General features: G+C 72.2%; 18 protein-coding genes. 6 read left to right on the forward strand and 12 right to left on the reverse strand.

Annotation, left to right across the window (positions count from 1 at the left end; genetic code table 11):
* Positions 1–45 precede the first annotated feature (45 nt).
* The 3 genes from dapA to IEY20_RS12650 all read right to left on the reverse strand — a co-directional run bounded on the left by dapA (position 46) and on the right by IEY20_RS12650 (position 2,637).
* Positions 46–1,023 (reverse strand): 4-hydroxy-tetrahydrodipicolinate synthase, encoded by a 978-nt coding sequence (gene dapA, locus IEY20_RS12640; RefSeq protein WP_022903605.1) that lies wholly within the window; start codon positions 1,021–1,023, stop codon positions 46–48.
* A gap of 235 nt (positions 1,024–1,258) precedes the next feature.
* Complete coding sequence (locus IEY20_RS12645) at positions 1,259–1,810, reverse strand: dihydrofolate reductase (RefSeq protein WP_175328432.1); 552 nt, start codon at positions 1,808–1,810, stop codon at positions 1,259–1,261.
* On the reverse strand, positions 1,810–2,637 hold the full coding sequence (locus tag IEY20_RS12650) for a thymidylate synthase (protein WP_022903607.1): 828 nt from the start codon (positions 2,635–2,637) through the stop codon (positions 1,810–1,812). The genes IEY20_RS12645 and IEY20_RS12650 overlap by 1 nt, the downstream gene beginning before the upstream one ends.
* An 88-nt stretch (positions 2,638–2,725) precedes the next feature.
* Between IEY20_RS12650 and IEY20_RS12655 the strand changes: the two genes are divergently transcribed.
* Complete coding sequence (locus IEY20_RS12655; protein ID WP_175328433.1) at positions 2,726–3,646, forward strand: TIGR01777 family oxidoreductase; 921 nt, start codon at positions 2,726–2,728, stop codon at positions 3,644–3,646.
* A 58-nt stretch (positions 3,647–3,704) separates the two neighbouring features.
* Here IEY20_RS12655 and IEY20_RS12660 read toward each other — a convergent pair whose 3' ends face one another.
* Both IEY20_RS12660 and IEY20_RS12665 read right to left on the reverse strand, forming a co-directional pair.
* The gene (locus tag IEY20_RS12660; protein ID WP_042726604.1) at positions 3,705–4,115 is read right to left on the reverse strand and encodes a tetratricopeptide repeat protein; all 411 of its coding nucleotides are present in this window, start codon (positions 4,113–4,115) and stop codon (positions 3,705–3,707) included.
* A 51-nt stretch (positions 4,116–4,166) separates the two neighbouring features.
* The gene (locus IEY20_RS12665) at positions 4,167–4,913 is read right to left on the reverse strand and encodes a 4-hydroxy-tetrahydrodipicolinate reductase (protein ID WP_031273473.1); all 747 of its coding nucleotides are present in this window, start codon (positions 4,911–4,913) and stop codon (positions 4,167–4,169) included.
* A 23-nt stretch (positions 4,914–4,936) separates the two neighbouring features.
* Here IEY20_RS12665 and IEY20_RS12670 point away from each other — a divergent pair, with 23 nt between their 5' ends.
* The gene (locus IEY20_RS12670) at positions 4,937–5,428 is read left to right on the forward strand and encodes a GNAT family N-acetyltransferase (RefSeq protein ID WP_175328434.1); all 492 of its coding nucleotides are present in this window, start codon (positions 4,937–4,939) and stop codon (positions 5,426–5,428) included.
* A gap of 63 nt (positions 5,429–5,491) precedes the next feature.
* Here IEY20_RS12670 and IEY20_RS12675 read toward each other — a convergent pair whose 3' ends face one another.
* Positions 5,492–6,094: a histidine phosphatase family protein gene (locus tag IEY20_RS12675; protein ID WP_031273474.1), complete on the reverse strand. Its 603-nt coding sequence runs from the start codon at positions 6,092–6,094 to the stop codon at positions 5,492–5,494.
* Positions 6,095–6,102: 8 nt separating this feature from the next.
* On the reverse strand, positions 6,103–7,437 hold the full coding sequence (locus IEY20_RS12680) for a M16 family metallopeptidase (RefSeq protein WP_175328435.1): 1,335 nt from the start codon (positions 7,435–7,437) through the stop codon (positions 6,103–6,105).
* A 244-nt stretch (positions 7,438–7,681) separates the two neighbouring features.
* Here IEY20_RS12680 and IEY20_RS12685 point away from each other — a divergent pair, with 244 nt between their 5' ends.
* Complete coding sequence (locus IEY20_RS12685) at positions 7,682–8,329, forward strand: TetR/AcrR family transcriptional regulator (protein ID WP_022903615.1); 648 nt, start codon at positions 7,682–7,684, stop codon at positions 8,327–8,329.
* Between the two features lie 178 nt (positions 8,330–8,507).
* Positions 8,508–9,035, forward strand: coding sequence for a YbhB/YbcL family Raf kinase inhibitor-like protein (locus IEY20_RS12690; protein ID WP_022903616.1), 528 nt, complete (start codon positions 8,508–8,510; stop codon positions 9,033–9,035).
* Between the two features lie 184 nt (positions 9,036–9,219).
* Here the strand turns inward: IEY20_RS12690 and IEY20_RS12695 are convergent, their stop codons facing one another.
* Positions 9,220–11,493, reverse strand: a complete 2,274-nt coding sequence (locus tag IEY20_RS12695; RefSeq protein ID WP_175328436.1) for a polyribonucleotide nucleotidyltransferase — start codon at positions 11,491–11,493, stop codon at positions 9,220–9,222.
* A gap of 281 nt (positions 11,494–11,774) precedes the next feature.
* On the opposite strand from IEY20_RS12695, the gene IEY20_RS12700 reads away from it, so the two are divergent.
* The gene (locus IEY20_RS12700) at positions 11,775–13,007 is read left to right on the forward strand and encodes an aggregation-promoting factor C-terminal-like domain-containing protein (protein WP_175328437.1); all 1,233 of its coding nucleotides are present in this window, start codon (positions 11,775–11,777) and stop codon (positions 13,005–13,007) included.
* A 464-nt stretch (positions 13,008–13,471) separates the two neighbouring features.
* Here IEY20_RS12700 and IEY20_RS12705 read toward each other — a convergent pair whose 3' ends face one another.
* Positions 13,472–14,425: an FAD:protein FMN transferase gene (locus IEY20_RS12705; protein WP_175328438.1), complete on the reverse strand. Its 954-nt coding sequence runs from the start codon at positions 14,423–14,425 to the stop codon at positions 13,472–13,474.
* A gap of 14 nt (positions 14,426–14,439) precedes the next feature.
* Between IEY20_RS12705 and IEY20_RS12710 the strand changes: the two genes are divergently transcribed.
* Entirely contained in the window at positions 14,440–14,757 is a 318-nt protein-coding gene (locus IEY20_RS12710) for a hypothetical protein (protein ID WP_188889189.1), read from the forward strand.
* A 99-nt stretch (positions 14,758–14,856) separates the two neighbouring features.
* Here IEY20_RS12710 and IEY20_RS12715 read toward each other — a convergent pair whose 3' ends face one another.
* The 3 genes from IEY20_RS12715 to IEY20_RS12725 form a co-directional block, all read right to left on the reverse strand.
* On the reverse strand, positions 14,857–15,474 hold the full coding sequence (locus IEY20_RS12715; protein ID WP_175328440.1) for a CE1759 family FMN reductase: 618 nt from the start codon (positions 15,472–15,474) through the stop codon (positions 14,857–14,859).
* A 163-nt stretch (positions 15,475–15,637) separates the two neighbouring features.
* Positions 15,638–15,907, reverse strand: coding sequence for a 30S ribosomal protein S15 (gene rpsO / locus IEY20_RS12720; RefSeq protein WP_022902140.1), 270 nt, complete (start codon positions 15,905–15,907; stop codon positions 15,638–15,640).
* Between the two features lie 101 nt (positions 15,908–16,008).
* Positions 16,009–16,455, reverse strand: a complete 447-nt coding sequence (locus tag IEY20_RS12725; protein WP_022902139.1) for a VanZ family protein — start codon at positions 16,453–16,455, stop codon at positions 16,009–16,011.
* Positions 16,456–16,525: the final 70 nt, after the last annotated feature.

Consider the following 16,525-nt stretch of genomic DNA (forward strand, 5'->3'; position numbering starts at 1 on the left):
GTCCTGACTGTCGTGCGACGCGCTACCGCTGCGCCGCGGTCTTTCCTAACGTGTGGTGCCTGGCACCTTCGGCAGTGCGCCGCCGGCCGCTGCGTTGCGGTCGGGGCGGAAGTTCGAGAAGTCGGCGCCCGGGATGTCCCGGACCGCCTCGAGGGAGGTCTCGATGGCGTACGCCTCGGTGTCCTCGGGGCCGACGAGCGGCAGCCGGACGCGCGGGCTGCCGATGCGGCCGAGTCCGTGCAGCACGTACTTCGCCGCGACGGTCCCGGGGACGTGGGTCATGATCGCACGGACCAGCGGCTCGACGCGCTTGTGCTCGGCGGTCGCGGTCGCGAGGTCGCCGCGGTTCACGGCGTCGACGATCGTGCGGTACGGCGTCGACGTGATGTTCGCCGTCACGCCGATGAGCCCCGTGGCCCCGATCGACAGGTGCGGGAGCACGTTCGTGTCGTCGCCCGAGAAGTACATGAGGTCGGTGTTGTTGAGCACCCGGGAGACCTCGGCGAAGTCGCCCTTGGCGTCCTTCACGGCGAGGATGTTCGGGTGGTGCGAGGCCCGCACGATGGTCTCGTACGTGATCGGGATCCCGGTGCGGCCAGGGATGTCGTAGAGGATGACCGGCAGGTCGGTGGCGTCCGCGATCATCCGGAAGTGGGTGAGCACGCCCGCCTGCGTCGGCTTGTTGTAGTACGGCGTGACGATCATGACGCCGTCGGCGCCGGCCTTCTCGCTCTGCTTGTAGAGGTGGATCGCGTGCGCGGTCTCGTTCGAGCCGCCGCCCGTGATGATCTTCGCGCGACCGGCGGCGACGGACTTGCCGACCTCGACCAGGCGGAGCTTCTCCGGGTCGGTGAGCGTGGACGTCTCACCCGTGGTGCCCGTGACGACGATGCCGTCTGCGCCGGCGGTGATGCAGTCGTCGATGTGCTGCTCGACGCCCGGCCAGTCGACCTCGCCGTCGGCGGTGAACGGGGTCACGAGGGCGACGAGGACCTGACCGAAGGGATTCTCACGCGTGGACACGGAGACCAGCGTACCGGGGTCGGGCGACGGGGCCGCAGTCCGCCCGGACGGTGGGCCGCTCGCGCGCACACGGCGTTGTTCGCGTTCGCACAACCAAGGTCAGTGCGCACCACGCGTTTCCGCGGTGTGCGCGGACTTTGGTTGTGCGGAAACGGAACGCACCGGCACCCGTGGGCGGCGGCGGCGGCGGCGGGCGCGCGGCGCGCGGCGCGCGGCGCGCGGCGCGCGGCGCGCGCTACGAGCGCGCGCGCTCGGCGCGGCGCCACTCCAGGAAGCGGAAGCGCGTGCCGTCGACGCGGGACTCCTGCCACGGACCCTCGTCGACGAGGGTCCACCCCGCACCGAGCTCCGGCGCGACCGTGTCCCCCGGGACCTCGACGTCGACGATCGTCTCGGAGACCCGGTCGGCGAAGGGCAGCGCGTCGGCGTACACCGCTCCCCCACCCATCACCCAGACCGGCCCGTCCGTGTCGAGCGCCGTCGCGAGGTCGTGCACCACCTCGGCGCCGACTGCGGCCTCCGAGGAGCTCCATGCCGCGTCGCGGGTGAGCACGACGTTCCGCCGCCCGGGCAGCGGCCGGAAGCGCGGCGGGAGGGACTCCCACGTGCGACGACCCATCACGACGGTGGCGTCGCCGGTGACGGTCCGGAAGTGGGCGAGGTCCTCCGGGACGTGCCACGGGATGCCGCCGTCGGCCCCGATCACGCCGGAGACCGACCGCGCCCAGACCATGCCGACCCCGCGGACGGGTTCCGTCCAGCCGTCGGGCAGCACACCCTCGACCATCAGACGGCGACCGGGGCCGCGATGGACGGGTGGTGGTGGTACCCGACGACCTCGATGTCCTCGTACACGTAGTCGTCGATGGAGTCGCGCGGCGCGAGCGTCAGCGTCGGCATCGGGTACGGCGTGCGGGTCAGTTGCTCGCGGACCTGCTCGACGTGGTTGTCGTACACGTGGCAGTCGCCGCCGGTCCACACGAAGTCGCCGACCTCGAGCCCGGTCTGCGCCGCGATCATGTGGGTGAGGAGCGCGTACGAGGCGATGTTGAACGGCACGCCGAGGAACATGTCCGCGCTCCGCTGGTAGAGCTGGCACGAGAGCTTGCCGTCGTTGACCCAGAACTGGAAGAACGCGTGGCACGGGGCGAGCGCCATGTCGGGCACGTCCGCGACGTTCCACGCGGAGACGATGAGGCGACGGGAGTCCGGATCGTTGCGGATCTGCTCGATGACCTGGGCGATCTGGTCGACGTGCTCGCCGGAGGGCGTCGGCCACGAGCGCCACTGCACGCCGTACACCGGTCCGAGGTCGCCGTCCTCGCCCGCCCACTCGTTCCAGATCCGGACACCGTGCTCCTGCAGCCAACGGGCGTTGCCGTCGCCGCGCAGGAACCACAGCAGCTCGTACGCCACCGACTTGAAGTGCACGCGCTTCGTCGAGACGAGCGGGAAGCCCTCCGACAGGTCGTACCGCAGCTGGGCGCCGAAGATGCTCCGCGTGCCGGTGCCGGTGCGGTCGCCCTTCGGCGCGCCTTCCTCGACCACACGACGCAGCAGGTCTTCGTACGGAGTCGGGACGGTGGGATCGGGCTGCACGGTCTCGTCGGTCACGCCACGAGCCTAAACGGGACCACCCACAACGGCGACCTCACAGCCGGGCGCGGCCCCGACCTCCAGGCTCCTGAGTACCGTTGTCCCCATGGCCGACACGACCCCCCAACCGCTCTCGATCGTCGTCGCCGGCGCGTCCGGCTTCATCGGCACCCCGCTCGTCCGGGCGCTCCGCGAGGCCGGGCACCACGTCTCCACGCTCGTGCGGCGCGACCCCCGCTCCCCCACCGAGTTCCGCTGGGCACCGGGTTCGCGACCCCTCGACCCCGCGGTCATCGACGGCGCGGACGTCGTGGTGAACCTCGCCGGCGCGAGCATCGGCAAGCTGCCCTGGACCGCCGCGTACAAGCAGGAGATCCTGCGGTCGCGCGTGTCCGCCACCGAGACGCTCGTCGAGGCGATGCGGCACACGACGAACCCGCCGGCGCTCTTCCTGTCCGGCTCGGCGTCCGGCGTCTACGGCGACCGCCCCTCCGACGTCCTGCAGGACGATGCCGCTCCCGGCACGGGCTTCCTCGCCGAGGTGTGCGTCGCGTGGGAGGCGGCCGCGAACGCCGCCCCGGACGGCGTCCGCGTCGTCACGCTGCGCACCGGCATCGTCGTCGGGCAGGGCGGTGGCGCGCTCGCACCACTCGCCCCGCTCACGAAGGCGGGTCTCGGCGGTCGGCTCGGCACCGGCGGCCAGTTCTGGCCGTGGATCGCCCTGGACGACGAGGTCGGCGCGATCGTGCACCTCGCCACCAGCCCCGAGGCCGCCGGGGTGTCGGGTCCGGTGAACCTGGCGGGACCGGAGCCGGCCGTGTCCGACCGCATCACCCACCGCGTCGCCGAGGACCTGCACCGCCCCTACCTGTTCCGGATGCCCGAGTTCGCACTACGCCTCGTCCTCCGGGATGCCGCCGACGAGATGCTGCTGTCGAGCCAGCAGATGGTGCCGACCAAGCTCCTGGAGTCGGGCTACACGTTCCGGTACGCGCGTGCCGAGGACGCCGTCGACGCCGCGTTCTGAACGCGACCAGCAGACGGCCTGGAGGCCCGGGGCGGCCCCGCCACGTCCCTCCAGGCCGTCAGCCGCGCGCCCTGGTGAGCGCTTCGCGCATCGCGGCCCGCGCCCGCTTGCGGTCACCGGCGGCGTCGTAGACGACGCCGAGTCGGTACCAGCCGCGCCAGTCGGCGGGGTCCTGCTCCACCGCCTCCTTGTACCGGGGGAAGAGGTCGTCGGCAGCGTCACGCGCCGGACGTCCCGACGGTCGCACGTCGACCACGTCGTCGGGTGCGCCGCCCTCCCGTTCGAGCCGTGCGCCGAGCCGGGTGATCCGGAAGCCGAAGCGGAGTTCGAGGACGAGCAGGACCGCGCCGATCGCCGCGACCACGAAGAGCGCCACGCCGATGCCGATGCCGATCGGGATGCCCGTGGCGATGAACGCGACCGCCCGCTGCCCGACGAGCACGATGTAGAGCACCAGCAGCACCGCCATGAGCGCGGCGACCCAGAACGGTGACCGGGCGGACTTCAGCACGGTCGTCCCTCAGCCGATTCCGAGGACACTGCCGAGCCCGACGGTCAGCCCGCGCATCGAGCCGACCGCGGTCAGGGCCGCTCGGATCCCCGCCACGTAGGCGACGTCGTCGTTCGTGTCGTGCCGGATCGTCAGGGTCTCGCCGGGACCGCTGAGCAGGACGTCCTGCACGGCCTTCACGCCGGGCAGCCGCAGCGAGTGGATCGGGATGCTCGCGACCTGCTGCCCGCGGGCGCGCTGGTCGACGTGCGGAGCGTCGACCGGACCGACCTCGCGGCGGGCGTCGGCGATGAGCTCCGCGGTGCGGACGGCGGTGCCCGAGGGCGAGTCGACCTTGCCCGCGTGGTGCGTCTCAACGATCTCCACCGAGGGGAACCACGGCGCGGCGATCGTCGCGAGGTGGGTGCCGAGCACGGACCCGATCGAGAAGTTCGGGACGACGAGCACGCCCTGGTCGGGTCGGGCCTCGAGGCCGGCGCGGAGCTTCGCGAGCCGGTCCTGCGACCAGCCGGAGGTCCCCACGAGGACGTTCGCCCCTGCGACGAGCGCGTTCTCGACGATCGCCGGGCTCAGCGCCGGGACCGTGACGTCCACGACGAGCGCCGCGTCGCCGAACACCGACGGCGGGGCCTCGTGCGCGCCGTCCTTCGACGAGAGCCGTGCGACGAGCTCGAAGTCCGGGAGTTCCTCGACCACCGAGGCCACGAGGGCCCCGAGCCGACCGGTGGCGCCGACGACGGCGACGGGAGTGACCATGCCCACCATCCTAGGATCGGGGCATGCCGCTCGACGTCAGGACCGTGCCCGCCGACGCACCGGAGGTCGACGCCCTGCTCGACGCGTACCTCGACGAGCGCGAGCGCACCTTCCCGCGCGCCCAGGGCACCTACGCGCGGAAGCGCACGCCGGCCGCCGAGTTCACGGTGCCGGACGGGGTGTTCGTCGTGGCGTACGACGACGCCGTCCCGGTGGGGTGCGGCGGGCTGCGCCGCATCGCGGACGGCCGGACCGAGGACGGCGGGGTCGACGTCCGCTTCGAGGTGAAGCACGTGTACGTCACCCCCGAGGGCCGGGGCCGCGGGGTCGCGACGGCGGTCATGGACGAGCTCGAGGCGGCTGCCGGAGCGCTCGGCGCGACCGCGGTCGTGCTCGACACGAACGACTCGCTCGTGGCGGCGGGCTCGATGTACCGCAGCCGGGGCTACGCGCGCGTCGCACCGTTCAACGAGAACCCCAACGCGACCGCCTGGTACCGCAAGCCGGTCCGCTGAGGCGATCCGGGCCTCCAGGCCGGGCCACGTCCGACGGACGCGACCTGCGGGACCGCGCCGGGCTCAGACGGGCTGGTCGACCGGGAGGCCGGTGCGCAGCTCGACCGGGAGGTGCGCGAGGTCGTTCAGGGTGACGACCTCGGCCGGCTTCGCCGAGCGGATGCGGATGATCGTGAGGGCCGTGTGGGCGACGTTCGTGCCCATCCAGCGCCACTCGGGTGCTTGGAAGGCCTCGCGGACGAACCAGCCGATGACGGCGTTGTGCGTGATGAGGAGGTCGTGCCGGTCCTCGCGCGCGGGCGTGAACCACTCGGCGACCGCGTCGCCCATCTGGGCCTGCCCGGCGATGATCTCCTCTTCCGTGATGCCGCCGTACCAGCCCTGGTACGCGTGCGGCATGTCGGGCGTGGGCCCGGACGGGATGCAGTCGAAGAGCAGCGTCGACGGCTCCGGCTGGATCGAGGGCAGCCGCTGGGCGATGAACGCCGCGGTCTCGCTCGGCGCCTCGAGCGGCGAGTGGTGCACGGCGTCGAACGGCACGCCACCGAGACGGTCCGCGATCAGCGTTGCCTGGCGCTTGCCGCGCTCCGACAGCTTGCCGTCGCGGAGACCGTGCTCCGCGTCCTGGTGCTCGCCGTGCCGGACGAGGTAGAGGTAGTGCGACATGTCGATGCTCAGCCCCCCGTGCCGATCGCGGTCTCGAGTTCGTTCTGCTGCACGGCGCCGACGACCGACGTGATCATCGGGCGGGTCAGGAGGTCCCCCGCGAGCTCCTGCACGTCGGCCCGCGTGACCCGGTCGACGCGTTCGAGTGCGGTGGCGAGGTCGGTGTACTCCCCGGTGCCGAGCTCGGAGCGGCCCAGGCGGGTCATCCGGGCATCGGAGTCCTCGAGCGAGAGCGTCAGCGCCCCCTCGATCTGTCCCTTGGCGCGGCGCAGTTCGTCGTCGGTGATGCCGTCCGCGACCATGCGGCGGAACTCCTGGTCGACGATCTCGACGACACCGGGGACGTTGTCCGGCGCGCACCCCGCGTAGACCCCGAAGGCGCCGTTGTCGAGGTACGCCGGGGCGAACGAGGAGACCGCGTAGGCCAGGCCGCGCCGCTCCCGGACCTCCTGGAAGAGGCGGGAGCTCATGCCGCCGCCGAGCACCGCGTTGAGCACGCTCAGCGTCGGGCGGCGCTCGTCGCGAAGGTCGAGCCCCTGCGAACCGCGGAGCATGCTGACCTGCTCGGTCGGGCGGTGCACGACGGAGAGCTTCGGCTGCGCGGGGTCGGCCACGGGCTGCGGGGACCGGCGGGCCAGCGGTGCGGCCTTCTCGGCGTGCTGGAACACACGCTCCACCAGCGCACGGAAGCGGTCGTGGTCGACGGCACCGGCGGCGGTCACGACGATGCCGTTGGGGGCGTAGTGCTCGCGGTAGTGGGCCAGCACTTCATCACGCTGCACGGCGCGGATGCTGTCCGGGGTGCCGCCGATCGGGCGGCCGAGCGGGTGCCCGTCGAACGCGGCGGCGAAGAAGGCCTCGCCCGCGACGTCGGCCGGGTCGTCGGCGGCCATCGCGAGTTCCTCGAGGATGACGCCGCGCTCGACGTCGAACGCCTCGGGCTCGAGGACCGAGCCGGTCACCATGTCGCCGATGACCTGCACGGCCATGGGCACGTCGGCGTCCCGCACCCGGGCGTAGTAGCAGGTGTACTCCTTGGCGGTCGCGGCGTTGTGCTCGCCGCCCACCGAGTCGAACGCGATGGCGATGTCGAGGGCGCTGCGCTCCGCCGTGCCCTTGAAGAGGAGGTGCTCGAGGAAGTGCGTCGACCCGTACTGCCCCTCCCGCTCGTCACGCGAACCGACACCGACCCAGAACCCGATGCTCGTCGACGCGGCTCCCGGCACCGCCTCGGTGAGGACACGGACACCCGAGGGCAGCACGGATCGGCGGACGAAGGCGCCGCCGGACGTCAGGAACGACGTGTCCGGGGCCTCCAGTGGCAACGGCACAGGGTGACTCATCGGAGACGAGCCTACTGACCGTCACCGGGGTGCAGCCCAGTTTCACCGCGGTTCACGACGTGCCTCGAATTGGGGTACAGATTTTGAGGACAGACCGACTCGTCTGTCTGTCCTCCTTGTGGTACTGTCATGACACCGGATCGAAAGCCCCCCTAGATTCCGATCCGGTGGCTCGGGACATCAGTCCTGCGTGACCGTCTCCCCCCGATCGGTCACGGAGCCGATGAGCCCAAGGAGCAGCGCTGTGACGGTCGATTCCCCCCAACCGGCCGTCCAGCGTCTCCTGGGTCCGAGTGACGACCTCGCGTCGCCGGGCGGGTCGAGCGTCCCCCCGGCTCCCCGTCCCGGCGGCGCGAAGGTCCGCATCCTCGAGACCGCAACGCGGCTCTTCTACGAGGAGGGCATCCGCGGCGTCGGCGTCGACCGACTCATCTCCGAGGCCAGCGTCACCAAGGCGACGTTCTACAAGCACTACGGGTCGAAGGACAACCTGATCCTCGCCTACATCCGCTCCCAGCACGAGGCGACGCAGCAGCGCTTCGAGGAGCTCGTGGCCGCGGCGGGCTCCCCCACCGAAGCCATCCGTGCCTGGGTCGCCGCCGTCTCCGACCAGGTCGACCGGCCGGGCTTCCGCGGGTGCGCGTTCCTCAACGCCGCGGCGGAGTACCACGATCCCCGCGACCCCGTGCGCGAAGTCGTCGCGACCCACCGCGACTGGTACACGGACCGGCTCGCCACGCTCCTGCAGGAGGCCGGTCACCCCCTGGCTGGCGACGGTGCGGATGAGCTCATGCTCGCGCGCGACGGCGCGATGACGGGTGCGTACGCCGGCGATGCGATCGCGGCGACCGCCGCGCTCGGTCGCGTGGTCGAGCGGGTGCTCGCGGCCTGACGCTCCCGGCGCGGCGGTGTCGCTTCCACGGCTCACCCCGGTGCGCGAACGGCTCGTCCGTCGCCGTCGCGCGATCGCTGTCGCTGCCGCACACCCGGCCTGGAGGCTCGATCCGGCTCCGTCACGCCGCCAGACCCCGCATCGGCGCACGCTGAGCGCGTGGGTGTTGGCTGGTTGCATGACGAACGACCCGAACTGGAACCTTCCCGACGTCCCCTCCTTCGAGCTCACGAGCCCGGACTTCACCGACGGCGGAGCGCTGCCCGACTGGGCCCGCGGCACGGACGCCGGCGGCGAGGACCGCTCCCCCGCGCTCGAGTGGTCCGGCGCGCCAGACGGCACCCAGAGCTACGTCCTCACCGTGTACGACCCCGACGCCCCCACGGGCTCGGGCTTCTGGCACTGGTCGCTGACGGACATCCCGGCGAGCACGACCTCGCTCGCGCAGGGCGCCGGCACGGATGACGCGCTCCTCCCCGCCGAGGCGCTGCGCCGCCGCAACGAGTTCGGCACCGACACGTTCCTCGGTGCCGCCCCGCCCGCCGGACACGGCCCGCACCGGTACTTCTTCACGCTGAGCGCGCTCGACGTCCCCGTGCTCGAGGCGCCCGCGGACGCGACCCCGGCGATCGTCGGGTTCCTCCTGCGGGAGCACCTGCTCGGCCGCGCCCAGCTCGTCGGCACGCAGGAGACGCCCGCGTCCTGACGCGCTCGAGCGCCCCGAGTCTCGGGCACAGCGACACCGCTCGGGCCGACCGCGCGAGAACGGTCGCTCAGCCCGAGCCTCGGTAGGACGCCGCCGGGCGAGACCCGCACCACCGCCACCGACGGCGAACGGCCGCCGCTCCCTGGGGAGCGGCGGCCGTCCGTGCGTCAGGACGCGGTGAGGATCAGCCCTCGGCCGGGTCCTCGGTGTGCTTCTCGTGCCCCTCGCGGCCCTCGGTGTCCACCTCGTCGGCGATCACCGGAGCGAGCGACAGCTTGCCGCGGTCGTCCACCTTCGTGACCTCGACCAGGATCTTCTGGCCGACGCCCAGGACGTCCTCGACGTTCTCCACACGCTTGCCACCGGCGAGCTTGCGGACCTCGGAGACGTGGAGCAGACCGTCGCGGCCCGGGAGCAGCGACACGAAGGCACCGAACGTCGCGATCTTGACGACCGTGCCGAGGAACTGGTCCCCGATCTCCGGGTTCGTCGGGTTCGCGATCGCGTTGACCTGGGCACGGGCGGCCTCGGCCGACGGGCCGTCCACGGCGCCGATGTACACGGTGCCGTCGTCCTCGATGCTGATGTCGGCACCGGTCTCGTCCTGGATGCCGTTGATCGTCTTGCCCTTCGGGCCGATCAGCTCGCCGATCTTGTCGACGGGGATCTGCACGGAGATGACGCGGGGCGCGGTGTCGGCCATCTCGTCGGGGGCGTCGATCGCCTCGTTGAGCACGCCGAGGATCGCGGAGCGCGCTTCCTTGGCCTGCTTGAGGGCGGCGTCGAGGACCGACGAGGGGATGCCGTCGAGCTTCGTGTCGAGCTGGATGGCCGTGACGAAGTCGGACGTACCGGCGACCTTGAAGTCCATGTCGCCGAGGGCGTCCTCGACACCGAGGATGTCGGTCAGCGCCGCGTAGCGGGTCTGGCCGTCGACGGTGTCGGAGACGAGGCCCATCGCGATGCCCGCGACCGGAGCCTTGAGCGGCACGCCGGCGTTGAGGAGCGACAGGGTCGAGGCGCAGACGGAGCCCATCGACGTCGAACCGTTGGAGCCGAGGGCCTCGGACACCTGACGGATCGCGTAGGGGAACTCCTCGCGCGACGGCAGCACCGGCACGAGGGCGCGCTCGGCGAGGAAGCCGTGCCCGATCTCGCGACGCTTCGGCGAACCCACGCGGCCGGTCTCACCGGTCGAGTAGGGCGGGAAGTTGTAGTGGTGCAGGTAGCGCTTCTTCGTGACGGGCGACAGCGAGTCGATCTGCTGCTCCATCTTGAGCATGTTCAGCGTGGTGACGCCGAGGATCTGCGTCTCGCCGCGCTGGAAGATCGCCGAGCCGTGGACGCGCGGGATGACGGCGACCTCGGCGTCGAGCGGACGGATGTCGGCGAGGCCGCGACCGTCCATGCGGACCTGCTCGGTCAGGATGCGGCCGCGGACGACCTTCTTCGTGACCGACTTGTACGCGGCGCTGACCTGGCCGTTGGCGCTCTCCGGGAGCTCGCCGGACTCGACCTTGGCCGCGACGGCCTCCTTGACGCGGGCCTTGAGGGCGTCGTCCTTGTCCTGACGCTCGAGCTTGCCGGCGATCTGGTAGACGTCCTTGAGCTCGTCGAGGGCGATGGCCTCGACGGCGTCGTAGACCTCGGGAGCGTAGGGCGGGAAGACCGGGTAGTCCTGGATCTCCTTGGCCGACTGCGCGGCCATCTTCGCCTGTGCCTCGACGAGGACCTTGAGGAACGGCTTCGCCGCCTCGAGGCCCTGCGCGACGACGGCCTCGTCGGGCTTGGTGGCGCCGCCCTGGATGAGGTCCCAGCTGTGCTCGGTGGCCTCGGCCTCGACCATCATGATCGCGACGTCCTCGTTGCCGGCCTCGTCCGTGACGACACGGCCCGCGACGGTGAGGTCGAAGACGGCCTCGGCGAGCTGCGACGCCTTCGGGAACGCGACCCACTGGTCGCCGATGAGCGCGAGGCGCACACCGGCGATCGGGCCGGAGAACGGCAGACCGGAGATCTGCGTCGACGCGGACGCCGCGTTGATCGCGAGCGCGTCGTAGAACTCGTCCGGGGCGATGCTCAGGACGGTGATGACGATCTGGACCTCGTTGCGGAGGCCGTCGACGAACGACGGGCGCAGCGGCCGGTCGATGAGGCGGCAGACGAGGATCGCCTCGGTGCTGGGACGGCCCTCACGACGGAAGAACGAACCGGGGATCTTGCCGGCGGCGTACGAGCGCTCCTCGACGTCGACGGTCAGCGGGAAGAAGTCGAAGCCCTCCCGCGGGTGCTTGCCGGCGCTGGTGGCCGAGAGGAGCATGGTCTCCTCGTCGAGGTACGCGGCGACCGCGCCCTGCGCCTGCTGTGCGAGTCGGCCGGTCTCGAACCGGACGACGCGCTTGCCGAACTTGCCGTTGTCGATGACGGCTTCGGCGAACTTGATCTCGGGACCCTCCAAAAGGGTGCCTCCTTGACGTGTTCTCGGCAGACCCGGCGACGGCACACGGCGGTGCGTGCGCGCCGAAGGAGTCGGGACGCATGTCTGGCCAGCAGTAGAAGCACTCGGGACACCTTCTCGGCCCGCGAGCCACCACCGATGACCAGCTCCGTGCCCGGTCTGCGCAGTGTTTGTGTGACGCCCGGGGAACGGTCCCCGGACGGACAGGACTTTACCAGTCCTCAGGCACTCGGCGGGCGAGGCGCACAGCGAACACGCGTGTCCCCGGTACCGTACGCAGCATGCGCCTCCCTCTCTCCGGGCGAGGGCTCGTCGTGGCCGCCGTGGTCGCCGGCGTGCTCGTCGTCCCCCTCGTGACCGCGGCCCCGGCCAGCGCGACGACCTACCCGACGTGGCAGGACGTCCAACGCGCGAAGGGCAACGAGCAGGCCAAGGCCGCCGAGGTCAACCGTGTCCAGACGGCGCTCCAGCAGGTGCAGGCCGTCGCCGCGGCGAAGTCCGCGGCCGCGATCTCCGCGTCCGAGGCGGCGGACCAGGCGGACGCGGACCTGGCCGCGGCCACCCAGACCGCCACGAGCCTCCAGGCCCAGGCCGACAGCGCGTCCGCGACCGCGGACCGGGCGCAGCAGCGTGCCGGGCAGCTCGCCGCGAACCTGTACCGCGACGGCGCGACCGACCAGATGTCCACGCGCATCGCGACCACCAAGGACCCGGGCGAGCTGCTGTACCAGCTGGGTGCGCTCGACCAGCTCTCCAGCACGTGGGCCGGCGTGATGGACGACGCCTCGGTGGCCGCGAAGACGGCGTCGTCCCTCCACGAGCAGGCGACGCGAGCCGAGGACGAGCGTGCCGACCTCGCGAGCGCGGCCGAGACGAAGGCGGCCGCGGCGAAGTCGGCCGAGGACGCCGCGGACGCGGCGGTCGAGGACACGCAGCAGCACAGCGACGAGCTCTACGCACAGCTCGCGTCGCTCCGGGACACCACGGCGTCCGAGCAGCGCGGCTACGAGCTCGGCGTGCAGGTCGCGGCGCAGAAGGCCGAGCAGCAGCGTCGGCGCGAGGAGGCGGCGGCTCGGCAGCGCGCGCAGCAGGCCGCAGCGGCCGCAGCCGCGAACCCCGTCCCGGGCACGAGCGGCAGCAGCAGCGGGAGCACGAGCGGCGGCAGCGGCACGAACTACCCCAGCACGGGCGGGGTCGTCGTCGACCCGGCGGGCGCGCAGGCCTACGCACGGAGCGCGATCGGCGCGTACGGGTGGGGGTCGGACCAGATGGGCTGCCTCGTCTCGCTGTGGACGCAGGAGTCCGGGTGGCGGGCCAACGCGCTGAACGTCTCGAGCGGTGCGTACGGCATCCCCCAGGCCCTCCCCGCGGACAAGATGGCCGTCGCCGGGGCGGACTGGCGGACGAACGCCGCGACGCAGATCAACTGGGGACTGGCGTACATCCACGACGCGTACGGCTCGCCGTGCGCGGCCTGGAACCACGAGATGAGCGTCAACCCGCACTGGTACTGACCGGGCCGCGTTCCGGCCTGGAGGCGCGGGGCGGGCCCGCCACGGGCCTCCCGTCCGGTGGGTGGGTGCGTTGCGGGCGGGGCCCGCGCGGCATCGTGCGAGGATTCGCACTCGGTGCGAGGCATCGCGCGTGGTGGGAGGGATCGCGCATGGTGCGAGGAACCGCGCGTGGTGCGAGGCATTTCGCCTCGCACCACGCGCATGACCTCGCACCGAGTCCGCGCCCCGCTCGCACCGTGCGAGGGTCAGCCACCGAGGCGCACCGCCTCGCCGGAGGCGGACCCCGTTCCGGCCTGGAGGCGCGGGGCGGGCCCGCCACGGGCCTCCCGTCCGGTGGGTGGGTGCTCGGCGGGCGGGGCCGGCGCAGCATGGTGCGAGGAATCGCGCATGGTGCGAGGCATTTCGCCTCGCACCATGCGCGTGACCTCGCACCGAGTCCGCGCCCCGCTCGCACCGTGCGAGGGTCAGGCCGCGCGCCCCGCTGCGTCCGACGCGTCGTCGGCGGGCCAGCCGCCGAGGCGCACGACCTCACCGGAGGCGCTGACGAGGCGTGCCGCACGACCGCTCGCCCGGAGCATCGCGGGCGCAGCGCGACCCCGCACGATCGCGGCGGTCGACATCGTGTTCGCGGTGACACACGACGGCGCGACGACCGTGACCGAGCGCCAGACCGGCTCCGCGGGGAGGCCCCACCGCGGGTCGAGGATGTGGTGCCGTGCCCGGCCGTCCTGCTCCCAGCGACGCTTCTGCGTGCTCGAGGTCGCGACCGACCACCCGGAGGCGATCCGGACGTGGTCCGCGGGGTCCGTGTCGAGGTCCTGCACGCGCACCTGCCAGCCGCCGGAGGGATCCGGGCCGGCCGTCGCGACGTCGCCGCCGAGCGACACGAGTGCGCCGACGCCGAGGCGTGCGGTGATGCTGGCCGCAGCCATGTCGGCGGCGGCGGCCTTTGCGGTCGCGCCGAGGTCGAGGCGGACGCCGGCGGGGATGCGCAGGAACGTGCCGCTGAGGAGGATCCGCTGCCATGCCGGCCGGGGGTCGAGGGCGTCCGCGGTCCGGCTCGTCGGCGCGAGGGGTGCCCCGGTGCCGCCGGCCGTGCTCGCGAACGCCGCGTCGTAGCCGAGGGACACCATGCGGTGGCCCAGGGTCGGGTCGACGTCGCCGTCGCTCAGGCGGGCGGCGTCCAGGGCCTGGTGCACGAGGGTCGCGAGGAGCGGCGAGACCTCGGTGCCCCGCTCGAGGTCGGCCGTACGGGCGACGAGCTCGGAGTCCTCGCGGAAGCGGCTGCACGCCAGGTCGACGGCGTCGGTGACCGCACGGACGCAGGCCTCGGCGGCGGCGAGGTGGCGTCGATCCCGGTGGTCGAGGACGACGCGTGCGGTGGTGGTCCAGAGCTCCCACTCGGTGGCGGCGCGCATGTCAGGATCCCGTGGTGGTCGCGTCCGAGGACGAGTTCTGGCTGCCCTGCGTGACCCCGGTGGACGAGTTGCTGCTGTCGCTGCTCGTGCCGGAGTCGGTCGAGCTGCCCGTGCCGCTGCTGCTCGTCCCGGTGTCGGTCGAGCTGCTCGTGCCGCCGCTGCTCGTCCCGGTGTCGGTGCTCGTCGCGCTCTGCTCGTGCCCGACCCACAGCCCGGCCCCGGTGACCATCGCGACCACGAGTCCGCCCAGGCTCACGAGCGAACTCGTGGTCCACGTCCTGCCGTTCCTGCCCATCGTTCCTCCTCGTCTCTTGACGAGGTTCGCGTGCTGAGCGGTGGACGGCCCGGGAACCGGCTGCACCGGGACCGGACGAACACCAAGCGCTCCCTAAGAGCGACGACGGCATCGCCCGCGTCCGTCAGCGCGTCGCTCAGTGTCCGAGGCCGCCGAGCATCGACGCGAAGTCCGGCGTCGCGGGGAGTGCGTCCGCCTGCTGCGGCACCCGCCGGGAGGCCCGGACCGCCCAGGCGAGATCGGCACCGGCACGACGGATGCGCCCCTCGAGCGCTGCGGCGTCGCCCTCGGTCCCCCAGTCGTCGGTGGCCGCGAACACCCCCGTGGGCACGACGGCCGCACGGAGGTAGGCGAACACCGGCCGCAGGGCGTGGTCGATCGCGAGCGAGTGCCGCGCCGTCCCGCCCGTGGCGCCGAGCAGCACGGGCATGTCGGCGAGGGCGTCCTTGTCGACCACGTCGAGGAACGACTTCGCGAGGCCGCTCACGCCGGCGGTGAAGACCGGGGTGACGAAGACCACGGCGTCAGCCTCGACCACGGTGGCGACCGCCGTCGCCAGGGCAGGCGCGGCGAAGCCCGTGAGCATCGCGTCGATGATCTCGTGTGCGACGGGTCGGAGCTCGACGTGTGCGACCTCGGCCGGGGTGCCGTCCGCGAGGAGCGCCTCGGCGGCGGCCCGGCCGAGCCGGTCGGCGAGCAGGCGGGTGGAGCTGGGGTCGGACAGTCCGGCGGAGACGACGGCGATGGTGGTCATGATGGTTCCCGACTTTCGATGCGTTTGCATGAACATCGTACCGAACCGATCGCTCGGCGCAACCATTCCCACCCGGTCCCCACGGGCCTCCAGGCCGGGTACGGAGAACGCCCGGCCTTCCGAGGAAGACCGGGCGTTCAGTCGAGCAGTGTCTGCGACGGACTCAGCGACGCAGGCCGAGGCGCTCGATGAGCGCACGGTAGCGGTTGATGTCCACGTCGGAGAGGTAACCGAGGAGACGGCGACGCTGACCGACCATGAGCAGCAGACCACGACGCGAGTGGTGGTCGTGCTTGTGCTCCTTGAGGTGCTCGTTCAGGTCGTTGATGCGACGCGTCAGAACGGCGACCTGGACCTCGGGGGATCCGGTGTCGCCCGGGTGGGTCGCGTACTCTTCGATGATCTCCTGCTTGACCTTCGCGTCAAGTGCCATGGATGATCCCCTTCCTGTCCGTTGCGCGGTGCCCGTGCCTGATGCACGAGCGCTCTTTGTCCGCGGCCGTTCGACGGCAACCGGAGAAGCCTACCAGGTCATCAGGCCGTCCGGGGCCGCAGACGACCGCGACGGGGCGCCGGCAGGAGGCTCCGCACCAGGCCGACGAGCGTCGCGCCGAGCAGCCCGCCGAGACCGTTCGACAGGACGTCCCGCGGGTCGGACACCCGATCGGGCAGGAACGCGCCCTGGTACGACTCGATGCCGCACGACAGCCCGACAGCGACGATCGCACCGAGCAGCCACCAGCGCCGCGGGAGCCAGAGCGCGGCGAGCATCCCGACGGGGACGAACATGGCGATGTTCGCCAGGAACTCGGTCCGGTCGTAGGTGAGCCAGCCGCTGCCGGTGAGCCGCTGCGCCCACACGATCGCGTGCTCGACGAGCGACCCCTGCGCCGCCGTGAAGACCTGCGGCGTCAGCGTCATCCGCCAGATCACCCAGGCGTAGGCCGCGGTCAGGGCGAGGAGGAGGAGTTTCCGGAGCATCCGGAGAGTGTTGCGCACCCCGTTCGGGAAACCGCTGGCCTGCCGCTGGCAGAACGCCCGGAGCCGGTCC

The sequence above is a fragment of the Curtobacterium luteum genome (genome assembly GCF_014646995.1).
Classification (GTDB): Bacteria; Actinomycetota; Actinomycetes; order Actinomycetales; family Microbacteriaceae; genus Curtobacterium; species Curtobacterium luteum.